The following is a 15,097-nucleotide window of genomic DNA, read 5'->3' as shown; positions in this document are numbered from 1 at the left end:
TTGAGGGTGAAATATTATGAAGGAAAAGATTAAGGCAGTTTTATTTAAACTGTGGATTATTTTAAGTGCAATAATAGTACTTTCTTCAACAGCATTTATATTTATTTATATAATTAAAAATGGTATAAACTCCATAAGCCTTGAATTCATATTTGGAAATCCTAAAGGTTTTCCTATAGGAGCTGAAGGAGGCGTATTTCCAGCTATTGTAGGTAGCTTGCTTTTAATGCTCATTGCATGTATATTTGCAACAATATTAGCTGTTTCGACAGCAGTTTATGTAACATTTTATTGCGAATCTAAAAAAATAGAAGGCATAGTACATGTCATAGTACAATGTATGGCAGGGGTTCCTTCAATAGTTTTAGGACTTTTCGGATATACACTTCTAGTGGCTAATCTGAAACTGGGCAGATCTTTATTATCAGGTGGAATAACTTTAGGGATTATGATATTCCCATTTATTGAGGTAAGAGTTGAGAAAACATTAAGAGAGGTTAGTTCATCATTAATAAATTCATCCTATGCCCTTGGAGTATCAAAGTCATATACTCTCTTCAAGTTAATTTTACCTATATGTAAGACGGACATAGTTTCTGCTATAACATTGGCAGGAGGCTTCGCTATGGGAGCAGCTGCACCTATAATACTTACAGCAGCAGTAATATTTGCTCCTATTCCAAGCTCGTTATCTTCTCCAGTAATGGCACTGCCATTTCACCTATACATTCTTACAGGAGAGGGAATATCATTAGAGAAATCATATGCAACAGCATTAGTGCTGATAATGCTTCTTTTTATTATAAATATATTGTCAATGGCTCTCACATTTAAACGAAAGGAGCTTAAATAAATGGATATTATAGAATTGAAATCCCTAGATGCATATTATGGGAATAAAAAAATATTAAATAATATAAATATGAAAATAAAAAAGAATAAAATAACTGCAATAATAGGACCATCAGGTTGTGGAAAGTCAACTCTTTTAGCTGCCTTAAATAGAATGTTAGAAGAAAACGGCGGAAGTACTCAGGGTGAAATAAAATTTGATGGTAAGAATATTTTATCTTATTCAAAGGATGATATGAGAAAAAGGATAGGAATAGTGTTTCAAAAACCTGCTCCTTTTCCTATGTCGATATACAAAAACCTTACCTATGCTCCTATGTACTATGGAATACAGAATAGAAAAAAGCTAGATGAAATAGTTGAAAACAAATTAAAAGTTTCTGGACTATTTGAAGAAGTTAAGAAGGATTTGAACATGTCTGCGTTGAGATTATCAGGTGGACAGCAGCAAAGACTTTGCATAGCAAGAGCACTTACAGTAGAGCCTGAGGTATTGATGCTAGACGAGCCATGCTCAGCTCTAGATGTAAAGAACACTGCTAATATAGAAGAAATGCTCCTAAAACTTTCAGAAAACTATACTATAATCATAGTTACTCATAATCTGCAACAGGCTAAAAGAATATCAGATTACACAGCATTTATATTAGATGGGGAACTTGTAGAATACGATGAAACAGAAACAATATTTAATGCTCCAAGAGATAAGAAAACAAGAGAATATATTGAAGGAATATATGGATAATACAAAACAAAACTCTTGAAGATACAACTATCAATATGGTAAACTATGGACAAGGTAATATGAGTACATACCAAGCAATATCATTAATGATTGCATTTGGAATGTTACTAATATTGTACTCAAATCTTATGATAGGAGATTTTTTATGTTAAATTATAACATACCAGGCATAGGAAAGATAGAAATAGAAAATGTAGTATTCGATTATAATGGAACCATAGCAGTAGATGGAAAACTTATAGATGATGCTAAAGAGCTTATTTTGAAGCTAAAAGAATATGCCAATATATACATCCTCACTGCTGATACCTACGGGACAGTAGAAAAAGAGTGTATGATGCTTGGAGTTAATGTGGCTACCTTTCCAAAAGAAATGGCAAGCATTTCAAAAAAAGAAATAGTAGAAAAGCTAGGTGCAGAAAAGACTATTTGTGTAGGAAATGGCTTTAACGATATAGAGATGTTTAAAATATGCAAAATATCAATAGCTGTTATAGAAAACGAGGGCTGCAGCGGAAAACTCTTGGCCCATTCAGATATAGTAACTAAATCCATAAAAGATGCTATTGATATTATATTAAGTGAAAATAGAATGAAGGCTACATTGAGAAATTGAGCGATATAGAGTATATCTACGTCTTTTTTAAAAATATTTTTAAATTCACTACTAACAAAATCATCACTAATAATGTATAATAATATTTAACATATATCGATTGTCCGAAAATTAGTAAGAGAATCTATATATTAAAGGTGGTGAATTTATGGATAAAGAAACAATAAAATTATTAGGTGACTTGTTAGATGAGAAGCTAGATAAGAAACTAGATAAGAAACTAGATGAGAAACTTGAACCTATTAAGGCAAAGCTAGATGAACATACTCAAATTCTTAGAGCCTTAGAACATTTAGCACAGGTAAATAAGGCAGAGCATGACAAAATGTCTAATGACATAGCCCATATGAAGGGAGACATAGAGAGCATTAAAAAAGGACTTGCAGGTGTTGAATTAATAACAGCTAATAACTGGTCAGATATAGTAAAAATAAGGTCATTAATACAATAAACATAAATAATACTATTAGGTCAGAGGACAACCTCTGACTTTTTGCTTCTGTATTCAATATTGCCATTATGTGTTATAATAACATTTATAAACTATAGTTTAGGAGTGGTTTTTTTGCCAAAAATAAAAGATGTAAAGAGGACACCAAAGCATGCAACCACTATTGGTGGGCAGGCGTTAATTGAGGGAGTAATGATGAAAGGGCCTAAAGATATAGCTATAGCTGTAAGAAAGCCCGATAATCAAATAGAACTTAAGAAGGAAGCAATAAATACATTATCAACGAGATACAAATTTTTAAAATGGCCTTTTATTAGAGGCGTAGTAGGCCTTGTAGAAGCCATGGTTATAGGTGTGCAGTCCCTTATGTATTCAGCACAGTTTTATGAGGAGGAAGAAGCCACTGAGCCAGGAAAAATAGATAAGTTTTTTGAGAAGATTTTTAAAGATAAAGCAGAGAATGTGGCAATGTATATTTCAGTATTTATTTCAATGTTAATTGCAGTAGTAGTATTTATGCTAGGACCAACATTTATCACTAATCTAATAAAGAGAAGCATAGAAGCACCAATAATTCTAAACTTAATAGAAGGACTTATTAGAATATTGATGTTTTTAGTATATGTAGTTGCTATCTCAAAAATGAAAGATATACAGAGAGTATTTCAATATCATGGTGCAGAGCACAAGACTATCCACTGTTATGAGTACGAAGAAGAGCTTACTGTGGCAAATGTAAAGAAATACCCTATTCTTCATCCTAGATGCGGAACTAGTTTTCTTTTTATGGTAATGATAATAAGTATACTAGTATTTTCTTTCTTTGGATGGCCAAATCCATTAAAGAGATTTTTAATAAGAATTATTATGCTTCCAGTTATAGCTGGAATATCATATGAAGTAAATAGGATTATCGGAAGAAGTGGTAGCAAGTTAGCATATATTCTTTCTTATCCAGGACTTCTAATTCAGAAAATAGCTACAACTAGAGAACCAGATGATTCAATGATTGAAGTGGCTATAGAGGCTTTAAAAGGAGTTTTAGTAGATGATAAGGAGGCAGACCGTTGGTAGTTGCCTATACAATAGAAGATTTAATTAAAATAGGTATAGAAACTTTGGGCGAAGGGGAATATAACAATCCCCTTCTTGACTCTCAACTATTACTTTGCCATGTGCTTAATGTTGATAAAATATATACTTATACACATAAAGACCAAGTAGTTGACAGTCAATCTGTGGATAAGTTTTTAAAACTTATTGATAAAAGGAAAAGTGGATATCCTATTCAATATATATTAGAAAAGCAAGAATTTATGGGCCTAGACTTTTATGTAAAAGAAGGAGTGCTAGTTCCAAGACCTGATACAGAAATATTAGTTGAATATATAATAGACATTGTAAATAAAGGGTACTTTAATGATAAAGACTTACTAAAAATCGTAGATATTGGTACAGGAAGCGGAGCCATTACTTTGAGCCTAGCGCATTATTTAAAAAATGTTCATGTTTATTCAGTAGATATTAGTGACACTGCTCTTCAGGTGGCTACTGAAAATTCAAGAAGATTAGGTTTAGAATCAAAAGTGACCTTTCTTAAGGGAGATTTATTTGAACCAATCGATAAGTTAGGACTACAAAACTCAATAGACATAATCGTATCCAATCCACCATACATTCCAACAAAAGATATATCAGAGCTACAAAAGGAAGTAGCAGAATACGAGCCAAAGCTTGCACTAGATGGGGGAGAAGATGGCTTAGACTATTATAGAAGAATAGTAAATGGATATGATAAATATCTTTCTGATGATGGAATTTTAGCAATGGAAATAGGATATGACCAAGGTTCTGCCTTAAAAAAACTGCTAGATGACAAGAAAACTAGTCCTGTGGACATAAGCAAAAAGAACCATCCCCATTGCATCAAGATAATAAAGGATTTAGCAGGGCATGATAGAGTAGTGGTAGGAATTAGAAGCAACTGAGAATCTATGTTGTCATAGATGAACGCATAGATTAACTACTGTTCAACTACTGTTAAAAAAAGTAGCGTAAACAACGAAAATATGATATAATATTAAACTGGACAATTCCGTAGTGAAGAGGTGAGAATCGTGTTAGATAAATTAAAATTTACAGAAGAAAAATATGAAGAGCTAAGTAAAAAAATAAGCGATCCAGAAATAATAAACGACATAACAGAATGGCAGAAATATGTTAAAGAACATGCTGAAATTGAGCCTATAGTATTAAAATATAGAGAGTACACTGATGTAGTTAATCAATTAGAAGAATCTAAAGAAATGCTTAAAGAAAAGCTAGAAGATGACTTTAAGGAGCTTGTAAAGCTAGAAGTTGAAGAGCTTACTCAAAAATGTGATGAGCTGACAGAAGAATTAAAGGCACTTCTTGTGCCAAAGGACCCAAATGATGAAAAGAACGTTATTGTTGAAATTCGTGCAGGAGCTGGAGGAGACGAAGCAGGCATTTTTGCAGGGGACTTATTTAGAATGTACACTAGATTTGCTGAAAGACAACGTTGGAAAATGGAAATGATGAGCTCTAATGACCAAGGAATAGGCGGCTTTAAAGAAGTTATATTCTTGATAAAAGGTAAAGGCGCATATAGTAAGCTTAAATACGAAAGTGGAGTTCATAGAGTTCAGAGAGTTCCTGCTACAGAGTCAAGCGGTAGAATCCATACTTCAACTGCTACTGTGGCAGTGCTACCAGAAGTAGATGATATCGATATAGAAATCAGTCCAGCAGATATACGTGTTGATGTGTATCGTTCTTCAGGTAATGGAGGACAAAGTGTTAATACTACAGACTCAGCTGTAAGACTTACACATATACCTACTGGTATGGTTGTAGCATGTCAAGACGAAAAATCTCAGTTAAAGAATAAAGAAAAGGCGTTTAAGATATTAAAGGCTAGACTTTATGACCGAATGATGGAAGAGCAAAATGCAGAAATTGCAGAAGCTAGAAGAAATCAAGTTGGAACTGGAGATAGAAGTGCTAAAATCAGAACATATAACTTCCCACAAGGAAGAATAACAGATCACAGAATTAACTTAACTGTTTATAAATTAGAGGCATTTTTAGATGGAGATATTAACGAAATGCTAGATGCACTAATCACAAGCGCCCAAGCAGAAAAACTTAGACAAGTAAACTAAAAATAGTCGGGATTTCCCGACTATTTTTGTACCTATAACTTTACCGACACAATTATCCCCATAACAAATCCAACAACAATCCCCATAGTAGACGACCTTCCATTATGTAATGATTTAGCATCTGGAATCATTTCACCACAGGTTATGTAAAGCATAGTTCCACCAGCAAATGCCAGACACAAACCTATAAAAAGATCAGACACACTTCCTAATAATGCACCAATAAAAGCACCTACGCCAGTAGGTATACCAGCCAGAATAGTAAGACTCAATACCTTAAAGGCAGATGAACCACTTAATCTGAGTGGAGCAGCCATAGCCAATCCTTCAGGAAAGTTATGCAAGGCAATTATTATAGCCATGGTCATACCAAGCTTTGAAGTAAACATATATCCAGAGCCTACAGCTAATCCTTCAGGTAAGTTGTGAATAGCTATTGCAATGCCCAAAAGAGCTCCTGTCCTAAAAAAACGCCTTTTAGAATTAGAAGAAAAGCTATCTTTTCCACTAATAGGGAAAAAACCTTCGATAAAAACTACTGTTACTACTCCAAGAAAAATACCTAATATTTCTGTACCTAAGCCACTTATTTCATAAGCCTCTGGAAGTAAGTCAAAAGTAACTACGCTTAGCATAAGACCGCTTGTAATTCCTAACAGTATTCCAATAAACCTTGAGCTTGGCTTAACTATAAACAATGCTACCAATCCACCTAAACCTGTTCCAACAACACCTACTAATGTACCTATAATAGTTATCAAAAAAGTTTGAGTCAATAATATCACTCCCTGAGCAATAATAACAGTTATCTGATTTGCAATAATGTATTGAATTATTTATAAAGCTAATATAATATATATTTTAAGAAGGCAGATAATAGAATTGTATAAGCAAAAGATAAAGAAGGGAAAAATAATGCAAGAAAAAAACACTAAAATACAAAGAATAAGTCCGTCTCATCCAGAGCTTAATAAAATCAAAGAAGCAGCAGAAATAATTAAAGGTGGTGGAACTGTTGCATTTCCTACAGAAACTGTATACGGTTTAGGCGCAAATGCATTAGATGAAACTGCAATAGAAAAAATATTTTTAGCCAAGGGCAGACCTCAGGACAACCCATTGATTGTTCATATAAGTAGCATAGCTCAGCTTGATGATTTGGTGGAAAATATTCCAGAGAAAGCATACTTACTTATGGAAAGATTTTGGCCTGGTCCTTTAACCCTTATATTTAACAGAACTAATAAAATCCCTGATAGGATAACAGGTGGCTTATCTACAGTAGCTATAAGAATGCCAAATAACAATATAGCATTAGAGTTAATAAAACATTCAGGGCTTCCCATAGCAGCTCCAAGTGCAAATACTTCAGGAAAACCAAGTCCTACAAACTCTTCTCATGTAATACATGATTTATCTGGAAAAATTGATATGATAATTGATGGAGGAAGCACAGGAGTAGGTCTAGAATCTACTGTTCTAGATATTTCTGGAGATATCCCTACTATATTACGACCTGGTGGTGTCACAGTAGAAGATTTGTTGACTGTATTGCCAGAAGTAGAATATGACAGAGCTATTGAAGTTATTGACAAAAATATTATTCCCAAATCACCTGGACAAAAATACAAGCACTATTCTCCTAATGCTAAAATGATTATAGTTAAGGGAAGTTTAGAGGAAATAATTCAAAAAACAACACAGCTTGCCAAAGAATATGAATCTAAGGGAATGGATGTAGGCATAATGGCGACTAAGCAGACCTATTATAAATACAAAAATGAAAATACACTTATAGTTGGAGACAGGGATTTTCTAGAGACTATAGCAGCTAACTTATTCAATGTTTTAAGAGAATTTGATGAGACAAATGTAGATATAATAATAGCTGAAGGAGTAGAAGAAAAAGGTATAGGAAAAGCAATTATGAATAGAATGAAAAAAGCAGCAGGAGGTGTAATATATTGAAAACCATTCTTTTCGTATGCACTGGGAATACTTGCAGAAGCAGCATGGCAGAATGGCTTTTTAGACATATGGTTGAGGAGCAGGGCTTGCAAGACGAAATCAACATAGAATCTGCAGGAGTATTTGCTGCAACTGGAGAATCTGCATCACTGCAAGCTATAGAAGCTATGGAGAAACATTCAATTGATATATCTAGTCACAAATCAAGACAGCTTACAAAAGAGATGCTAGATAAGGCTGATTTAATCCTTGCAATGACAAATAGACATAAAAGAGCAATAGCAACCATAAGCAATAATGCCATAGATAAAACATTTACCTTGACAGAATATGCATATAAGGATAAAGGAAAACACGATGATATTATGGATCCTTATGGATTTCCAGTGGAAGAATATGAAAAATGTTTAATAGAGATAAAAAAAGCACTTATTAATGTTATGGAAAAATTAACTGAAAAAAATGAGGAGGAATAATATGAAAATTGGATTAGGTTGTGACCATGCAGGATACGAGCTTAAAGGGCATATTAAAGAATATTTAGACGGAAAAGGCATAGAATATATAGACTTTGGAACAAACTCTACAGAGTCAGTAGATTATCCTGACTTTGGAGCAAAAGTTGCTGAGGCAGTAAAAAATGGTGAATGCGACAAAGGAATTATTTGTTGTGGTACAGGAATAGGAATATCAATATCTGCCAATAAGGTTCCTGGAATAAGATGTGCATTATGTGGTGATTGCTACTCAGCAAGAATGTCAATAGAGCATAATAATGCTAATATTCTTGCTATCGGTGCTAGGGTAACAGGAAAAGATTTAGCCATTGAAATAATTGATACTTGGTTAAAGGCAGAGTTCCAAGGTGGAAAACATGAAAGAAGAGTAAATAAAATTAAAGACATAGAAAACAAATATGTGATATAATGTTTGATGGAAATTTTTAAATCGAGAGGAGAGATGTTTGTGAACAGAGTTATAGTTATGGATCACCCATTAATAAAGCACAAGCTGACATTTATTAGAGACAAAAATACTGGACCAAAAGAATTTAGGGAATTGGTGAAAGAAGTTGCTATGCTTATGGCATACGAGGTTACCAGAGATTTACCACTTGAGGACATAGAAATTGAGACTCCTCTTACGAAGACTACATCACAAGTAATAGCTGGGAAAAAGCTTGGAATAGTACCTATTTTAAGAGCAGGACTTGGAATGGTAGAAGGACTATTGAATTTACTTCCAGCTGCAAAGGTTGGACATATAGGACTTTACAGAAATCCTGAAACCCTTGAGCCTGTAGAATATTACTGTAAGCTTCCTTATGATGCAGTAGAAAGAGAACTTATTTTACTTGATCCAATGCTTGCGACAGGTGGTTCTGCAAAGGCTGCTATCACATTCCTTAAAGATAGAGGTGTGACAAATATTAAGCTTATGTGCTTAATAGCAGCTCCAGAAGGTATCAAAGCTGTTCATAAAGATCATCCAGATGTAGACATCTATGTTGCTGGAGTAGATGAAAAACTTAATGACCATGCATACATTCTTCCAGGATTAGGAGATGCAGGAGACAGATTATTCGGAACAAAATAGAGATGGGGGAACCCATCTCCATTTTTTTACGTCAAAAGATAAGTAATGCAATTGAGAATTAAAAGAATTGTCAACCTGAAACTGGCAGGATATGCCTTACTTACGAAGGCTCTGCTTGCGAATGATATAAATGATAGTGTAACGATGGTGTAACGATAGTTTAACGATAGTGTAACGATTGCTCAACTACTGTTAAACTACTGTTATATAACAAAGGGGGAAAATTACATGCGACCATCATGGGATGAATATTTTATGGAAATAGTAAACGTTGTGAAAAAAAGGTCAACCTGTACTAGAAGACAAGTTGGCGCACTTATAGTAATGGATAAAAGAATTCTTTCAACAGGATATAATGGAGCACCTATAGGCTTAAAGCATTGTGAAGAGGTTGGGTGCTTAAGAGAAAAACTTGGAGTTCCTTCAGGACAAAGGCATGAACTATGTAGAGGTCTTCATGCTGAGCAAAATGCCATAGTACAAGCAGCAAACTCAGGTATTAGTATAAAAGGTGGAACAATATATGTAACAGACCAACCATGCGTATTATGTGCAAAAATGATAATAAATGCAGGTATAAAAAGAGTAGTTTTTAGTGGTGACTATCCAGATGAATTATCTACCAATATGCTACAAGAAGCTGGAATTGAGCTAATAAAATTTGAATTTAAACTGTAATTAATTTGTAATAAAAGCCTTAAACATTGGAACTACATGGGCGTGTTGCTTTCCATATATTTCAATTAACTTTACTAAGATTGACTAAACAAGTTAATTAGAGTAAAATCAAAATTAGAAGATATGCTTGGCTAATAATTGATTTCACTAATTTTTTTTATGTCAATTCATCGAGTCTTACCCGAAAGAAGAGGAGTGCTAAATATGACTAATTATTATGTAGTCTTTCTTATACCAATAATATTATCTTATTTATTGACACCATTGGCTAAATACACAGCAAAGAAAATAGGTGCCATTGATGTGCCTAAGGATGACAGGCGGGTACATAAAGTACCTATTCCTAGATTAGGTGGGCTTGCAATTTATTTAGCTTCAATAATATCTATGCTAATATTCCTTCCAATTGACAAAACAATGGTTTCTATTATGATAGGTGGAACTATAATAGTAATAACAGGTATTATAGATGACGTAAAACCTATGTCTGCAAGATGGAAGCTATTCTTTCAAATATTATCGGCAGCAGTCCTTATAATGGGCGATGTAAAAATTGAGTTTTTTGGGAATCCATTTGTTAAACATGGTATTATTAATCTAGGTGTATTTTCCATACCAGTAACTATTTTCTGGGTAGTTGGAATAACTAACACTCTAAATCTTATTGACGGTCTAGATGGACTTTCAGCAGGAGTAGGAGCTATCGCTGCAGTATCATTATTTTTCGTAGCTGCAGGTATAGATTATTTTGACACAAGTATGGTAATGATATTGTGCGCAATAATTGCTGGTTCTGCATTTGGATTTCTTCCACATAATTTTAATCCAGCTAAGATATTTATGGGAGACACAGGAGCCCTATTCTTAGGATATATGCTTTCAGTAGTTGCTATGGAAGGTGTTATGAAGAGTGTAGCTACTATTACTATAGTAGTGCCTATATTAGCCCTAGGACTTCCTATATTTGATACTGCATTTGCAATATTTAGAAGACTCATTAATAAAAGACCTATAATGGAAGCAGATAAAGGCCATGTACATCATAGACTATTGGCTAAAGGACTTAGCCAAAAACAAGTAGTTTTGATACTTTATATGGTAAGTGCTGTATTTGGTTCAACAGCTATATTAATGGCAGGCTTGAAGCCTGAATACGGAACAATAGCTACTAGTATTGTACTAACATTAGTGCTTATTGGGGCTGTAAGATTTGGGGTTGTTGGAGTAATTGATGCAAAGAAAAAGAACAGAGAAAAAAGATGATAAAGGGGTATAGATGTCAATGAATAAAATTAAAGTGTTGACTGTTTTTGGGACAAGACCAGAGGCAGTGAAAATGGCACCTATAATTAAAAAGCTCAATGAAAATTCACTTATTGAGCATAAGGTATGTGTAACTGCTCAGCATAGACAGATGCTTGATCAAGTATTAGATATATTTAGTATTGTACCAGACTATGATTTGAATATCTTTAAACCTGGACAAACTCTTACACAGATTACTTCTAGAGCACTTGAAGGACTTGAAGAGGTTGTAAAAGACTTTATGCCTGATGTGCTTCTTGTTCAAGGAGATACTACTACAGTTTTTGCAGGAGCTTTGGCAGGTTTTTATCATAAGGTAAAGATTGGACACGTAGAAGCTGGCTTAAGAAGCCACGATATGTATTCTCCTTATCCAGAGGAGGCTAATAGAAAGCTTACTGGAGTTATAACTGATTTTCATTTTGCTCCTACAGAGGAGAGCAGACAAAATCTTTTAAGAGAGGGTTATGATGACAATAAGATTTTCATAACTGGAAATACTGCCATAGATGCACTTTTACAAGTAGTATCTGATGACTATATATTTGAAGACGAGTTATTAAATAAATTAGATTATAAAAATAAGAAGATTATTGCTATGACTGCCCATAGACGAGAGAACATTGGAAAGCCTATGGAAGACATTTTTAATGCAATAAATGATTTGGTAAACAAAAATAAAGATGTTGAAGTTGTATTCCCTATACATTTAAATCCTAAGGTTAGAGAGATAGCAAATAAAATACTAGGTAGAAATGAAAGAGTACATATAATTGAACCTCTTGATTACTTACCTTTTGCAAATCTACAAGCGAGGTGTTATCTAATAGTTACAGACTCTGGAGGAATACAAGAAGAAGCACCTACACTAGGTAAGCCTGTCCTAGTAGTTAGAAAAGAAACAGAAAGACCTGAGGGAATAAAGGCAGGAACAGCAAGACTTATTGGAGTAGAATACGAAAATGTATTTAATCAAATAGATTTACTCCTAAATAACAAAGAAGAATATAATAAAATGGCCAATGCTGTAAATCCATATGGAGATGGGCATGCAGCAGAAAGAATAGTAGAAACGATAGTGAAACAATTGAGAATTGAGAATTGAGAATTATTAAAACAAGAATTGTCATCCTATGGTATCTGAGCGTGAGCGAAGGATCTGGTTTAACAATAGTGTAACAATAGTGTAACAATAGTGTAACGATGGTTTAGGTATTCATATGGATAGAGAGACTGAGGTTTCAACTTGGTCTCTTTTTTTATTCTTTAATTCCTAATTTTAATTCCTAATCCTTAATTAATTCTCCATTCTCCATTAATGTTTGCAGGATTTTCCCTAATCAATATAGAATAATAAAAAAAGTAAAAAATGTAAAATTGAAGAGGTAGAGGGTGATAATATGAAACTCACAGAGACTTTTCAAAATATTGGAGAGGATTTGACTAGGCTAATAGATAGCGTAGTCGAATCTGTATTCAGTGGCATAATAATAACCGATACAAAAGGATTAATTTTATATTCAAATAGTAGTAGTGAAAAAATACTAGGAATGAAAAAAGAAGAAGTTAATAACAAGGCGTTTGCTGCTATTATTGCAGATAAAGGAGTAAACAAAGCATTACTAAATCCCAACTTTACAATAGAGAGGAATGCCATATTTAAAGGTAGAGACATAACAATTAGAATTTCACCTTTCTTTAAAGACAATAATCATATATTTAACTTAATTATATTAAAAAATGTTTTTTATGATACTACTGATCAACAATTTGAATTAACAAAGCTTGAGCAAAGCTTAGATGTCATGAAGGATGTACTAGACCATGAGTACCAGGGGATGGTGCTGGTAGATGCCGAAGGAAACATAGTTAAATTCAACTACGAAAAACTACTAGGCATAAAAGAAAAGGATGTAATAGGAAAACATGTAGATGAGGTTATAGATAATACAAGACTCCATATAGTTATAAAGACAGGGAAAAAAGAAGTTAATGATATACAGAAGATACAGGGAAAAGACATGATTGCAAATCGTATACCTATAGTAAAGGATGGGAAAGTACTAGGTGCAATAGGAAGCGTGTTATTTAAAGACGTAAGAGAACTTAAATCTCTTGTCCATAGAATAGAAACATATGAAAAAAATGTTGATAAATACAAAGGCGAAATTAAAATGATGCACGAAGCTACTTATTCTTTTGACCATATAATAACTCAAAACAAAAGAATGGAGCATTTAAAGGAAGTGGCTAAAAGAGCAGCAGATAGCAATTCAACTGTACTCATAAAAGGAGAAAGTGGTACTGGAAAAGAATATTTTGCCCATGGTATTCATAAAGCCAGCTACAGAAGATATGGAGCCTTTGTACGAATAAACTGTGCAGCAATACCTAAAGAACTTTTAGAAGCAGAGCTCTTTGGATACGAGGAGGGTGCTTTTACAGGTGCTAAGAAAGAAGGAAAACTAGGTAAGTTAGAAATTGCTAACGGAGGTACTGTACTTCTTGATGAAATAGGAATAATGCCCCTTGAGATGCAGACAAAGCTTCTTAGAGTATTAGAAGAAAGGGAATTTGAAAGAATAGGAGGAACAGAAAGAATAGACTTAGACATAAGGGTAATAGCTTCTACAAATGAAGAACTAGAGGAGGCAATAGCTAAAGGAAAGTTCAGACAAGACTTATACTATCGTCTAAATGTAATAAGACTAAATATACCGCCATTAAGAGACAGACTAGATGATATTCCTCTACTTTCAGAACATATGGTAGAAGATCTATCTAATAAACTTGGCATACAACCAAAAAAAATATCCCAAGAGACTATGGAAATTTTCCAAAGCTACCAATGGCCCGGAAATGTAAGAGAGCTTAGAAATGTAATAGAATCAGCTTTAAACCTAGTAAAGGGTAATATCATCTGCCCAGAGCACTTACCTGATCATATGACATATAGGGTAAAGGAAGAAGTAGATTCTAGTGACGAAAACAAACTATTATTAAAAGACGTAGTAGCAAAAGCGGAGATAGAAGCTATTAGAGAAGCGTTGAAGGAATCTGATGGAAATAGAACAGAAGCAGCAAAAATACTTGGAATCCACAGAACAGCCCTATATAAAAAAATAGATGCATACGGGTTAGATATCAACGAATTATAAATACAATTAAGAAAACTGTCACCACGTGACGGACAGTATAATCTGACACGTATCCTATCACCCTAAGACGGACAGTATAAGCCTTACTTACGAAGGGTCTTGACTAAACATGTAGCTATTTTTCTACAATCACATTTTTGTGTAGAAAAATAGCTACATCTTTTTTTGCTCTGTCAAGCTCACATAACAGACATTTCCACAATATCCAGTCGAAATATTCTGAAAAATTGTAGAATAATTTCTACAATTTGATTAACCTATGCCTTCCTTAGCATGAAAACGTATTCCTCTCTAAAAAATATTAACGTTGAAAGCAAGCCATTTGTCATCGATTATAATTCAGATTTTGATTTTGGCACAGAGATTGCTATATAAATTAGCATAACTAAAAAAGGAGGGTTTTTTAATGAGAGAAGTAGTAATAGTTGGTGCTGCTAGAACACCAATAGGAAGCTTTGGAGGCAGCTTAGCTTCTAAGTCTGCAATTGACTTAGGAGTAGTTGCAGCAAAGGAGGCTATCAAGAGAGCAGGCATAAAGCCTGA

General features: G+C 33.8%; 18 protein-coding genes. 17 read left to right on the top strand and 1 reads right to left on the bottom strand.

The window, feature by feature from the left end; translation table 11 throughout:
* Positions 1–16: 16 nt before the first annotated feature.
* The 8 genes from ABV008_RS09165 (at position 17) to prfA (ending at position 5,849) form a co-directional block, all read left to right on the top strand.
* Entirely contained in the window at positions 17–853 is an 837-nt protein-coding gene (locus ABV008_RS09165; RefSeq protein ID WP_352419521.1) for a PstA family ABC transporter permease, read from the top strand.
* Positions 854–1,597, top strand: coding sequence for a phosphate ABC transporter ATP-binding protein PstB (gene pstB / locus ABV008_RS09160; RefSeq protein ID WP_352419520.1), 744 nt, complete (start codon positions 854–856; stop codon positions 1,595–1,597).
* 35 nt (positions 1,598–1,632) lie between these two features.
* Positions 1,633–1,749, top strand: coding sequence for a putative holin-like toxin (locus ABV008_RS09155; protein ID WP_352419519.1), 117 nt, complete (start codon positions 1,633–1,635; stop codon positions 1,747–1,749).
* Positions 1,743–2,213, top strand: coding sequence for an HAD family hydrolase (locus ABV008_RS09150; RefSeq protein WP_352419518.1), 471 nt, complete (start codon positions 1,743–1,745; stop codon positions 2,211–2,213). Before ABV008_RS09155 ends, ABV008_RS09150 begins: the two co-directional genes overlap by 7 nt.
* Positions 2,214–2,361: 148 nt before the next feature.
* Complete coding sequence (locus tag ABV008_RS09145; RefSeq protein ID WP_352419517.1) at positions 2,362–2,664, top strand: hypothetical protein; 303 nt, start codon at positions 2,362–2,364, stop codon at positions 2,662–2,664.
* A 192-nt stretch (positions 2,665–2,856) separates the two neighbouring features.
* Positions 2,857–3,738, top strand: coding sequence for a DUF1385 domain-containing protein (locus ABV008_RS09140; protein WP_502929768.1), 882 nt, complete (start codon positions 2,857–2,859; stop codon positions 3,736–3,738).
* On the top strand, positions 3,732–4,652 hold the full coding sequence (prmC, locus tag ABV008_RS09135) for a peptide chain release factor N(5)-glutamine methyltransferase (protein ID WP_352419515.1): 921 nt from the start codon (positions 3,732–3,734) through the stop codon (positions 4,650–4,652). Before ABV008_RS09140 ends, prmC begins: the two co-directional genes overlap by 7 nt.
* 129 nt (positions 4,653–4,781) lie before the next feature.
* Entirely contained in the window at positions 4,782–5,849 is a 1,068-nt protein-coding gene (gene prfA / locus ABV008_RS09130) for a peptide chain release factor 1 (RefSeq protein ID WP_352419514.1), read from the top strand.
* 32 nt (positions 5,850–5,881) lie between these two features.
* Here prfA and ABV008_RS09125 read toward each other — a convergent pair whose 3' ends face one another.
* On the bottom strand, positions 5,882–6,625 hold the full coding sequence (locus ABV008_RS09125) for a ZIP family metal transporter (protein WP_352419513.1): 744 nt from the start codon (positions 6,623–6,625) through the stop codon (positions 5,882–5,884).
* A 139-nt stretch (positions 6,626–6,764) separates the two neighbouring features.
* Between ABV008_RS09125 and ABV008_RS09120 the strand changes: the two genes are divergently transcribed.
* The 9 genes from ABV008_RS09120 to ABV008_RS09080 all read left to right on the top strand — a co-directional run.
* The gene (locus ABV008_RS09120; RefSeq protein ID WP_352419512.1) at positions 6,765–7,817 is read left to right on the top strand and encodes an L-threonylcarbamoyladenylate synthase; all 1,053 of its coding nucleotides are present in this window, start codon (positions 6,765–6,767) and stop codon (positions 7,815–7,817) included.
* Entirely contained in the window at positions 7,814–8,293 is a 480-nt protein-coding gene (locus ABV008_RS09115) for a low molecular weight protein arginine phosphatase (protein ID WP_352419511.1), read from the top strand. Before ABV008_RS09120 ends, ABV008_RS09115 begins: the two co-directional genes overlap by 4 nt.
* A gap of 1 nt (position 8,294) precedes the next feature.
* Complete coding sequence (gene rpiB / locus ABV008_RS09110; protein WP_352419510.1) at positions 8,295–8,744, top strand: ribose 5-phosphate isomerase B; 450 nt, start codon at positions 8,295–8,297, stop codon at positions 8,742–8,744.
* Positions 8,745–8,801: 57 nt separating this feature from the next.
* Complete coding sequence (gene upp / locus ABV008_RS09105; RefSeq protein ID WP_502929767.1) at positions 8,802–9,413, top strand: uracil phosphoribosyltransferase; 612 nt, start codon at positions 8,802–8,804, stop codon at positions 9,411–9,413.
* Positions 9,414–9,641: 228 nt separating this feature from the next.
* Positions 9,642–10,091, top strand: coding sequence for a deoxycytidylate deaminase (locus ABV008_RS09100; RefSeq protein WP_352419508.1), 450 nt, complete (start codon positions 9,642–9,644; stop codon positions 10,089–10,091).
* A gap of 204 nt (positions 10,092–10,295) precedes the next feature.
* Positions 10,296–11,354, top strand: a complete 1,059-nt coding sequence (locus tag ABV008_RS09095; protein WP_352419507.1) for a glycosyltransferase family 4 protein — start codon at positions 10,296–10,298, stop codon at positions 11,352–11,354.
* A gap of 19 nt (positions 11,355–11,373) precedes the next feature.
* On the top strand, positions 11,374–12,501 hold the full coding sequence (wecB, locus tag ABV008_RS09090; protein ID WP_352419506.1) for a non-hydrolyzing UDP-N-acetylglucosamine 2-epimerase: 1,128 nt from the start codon (positions 11,374–11,376) through the stop codon (positions 12,499–12,501).
* 295 nt (positions 12,502–12,796) lie between these two features.
* The gene (locus ABV008_RS09085; protein ID WP_352419505.1) at positions 12,797–14,554 is read left to right on the top strand and encodes a sigma 54-interacting transcriptional regulator; all 1,758 of its coding nucleotides are present in this window, start codon (positions 12,797–12,799) and stop codon (positions 14,552–14,554) included.
* A gap of 406 nt (positions 14,555–14,960) precedes the next feature.
* Positions 14,961–15,097: thiolase family protein (locus tag ABV008_RS09080; protein ID WP_502929754.1), on the top strand; the 137-nt coding region annotated here is incomplete at its 3' end.

This window comes from Proteiniborus sp., from assembly GCF_040308045.1.
GTDB lineage: Bacteria > Bacillota > Clostridia > Tissierellales > Proteiniboraceae > Proteiniborus.
This window is presented reverse-complemented; position numbering and strand designations above follow the sequence as displayed.

What these genes read in the sequence shown, in the direction of transcription:
- ABV008_RS09165 (WP_352419521.1), top strand. Translation starts at nt 17, where the DNA reads ATGAAGGAAAAGATTAAGGCAGTTTTATTTAAACTGTGGATTATTTTA.
- pstB (WP_352419520.1), top strand. Translation starts at nt 854, where the DNA reads ATGGATATTATAGAATTGAAATCCCTAGATGCATATTATGGGAATAAA.
- ABV008_RS09155 (WP_352419519.1), top strand. Translation starts at nt 1,633, where the DNA reads ATGGTAAACTATGGACAAGGTAATATGAGTACATACCAAGCAATATCA.
- ABV008_RS09150 (WP_352419518.1), top strand. Translation starts at nt 1,743, where the DNA reads ATGTTAAATTATAACATACCAGGCATAGGAAAGATAGAAATAGAAAAT.
- ABV008_RS09145 (WP_352419517.1), top strand. Translation starts at nt 2,362, where the DNA reads ATGGATAAAGAAACAATAAAATTATTAGGTGACTTGTTAGATGAGAAG.
- ABV008_RS09140 (WP_502929768.1), top strand. Translation starts at nt 2,857, where the DNA reads ATGATGAAAGGGCCTAAAGATATAGCTATAGCTGTAAGAAAGCCCGAT.
- ABV008_RS09120 (WP_352419512.1), top strand. Translation starts at nt 6,765, where the DNA reads ATGCAAGAAAAAAACACTAAAATACAAAGAATAAGTCCGTCTCATCCA.
- rpiB (WP_352419510.1), top strand. Translation starts at nt 8,295, where the DNA reads ATGAAAATTGGATTAGGTTGTGACCATGCAGGATACGAGCTTAAAGGG.
- upp (WP_502929767.1), top strand. Translation starts at nt 8,802, where the DNA reads ATGGATCACCCATTAATAAAGCACAAGCTGACATTTATTAGAGACAAA.
- ABV008_RS09100 (WP_352419508.1), top strand. Translation starts at nt 9,642, where the DNA reads ATGCGACCATCATGGGATGAATATTTTATGGAAATAGTAAACGTTGTG.
- ABV008_RS09095 (WP_352419507.1), top strand. Translation starts at nt 10,296, where the DNA reads ATGACTAATTATTATGTAGTCTTTCTTATACCAATAATATTATCTTAT.
- wecB (WP_352419506.1), top strand. Translation starts at nt 11,374, where the DNA reads ATGAATAAAATTAAAGTGTTGACTGTTTTTGGGACAAGACCAGAGGCA.
- ABV008_RS09085 (WP_352419505.1), top strand. Translation starts at nt 12,797, where the DNA reads ATGAAACTCACAGAGACTTTTCAAAATATTGGAGAGGATTTGACTAGG.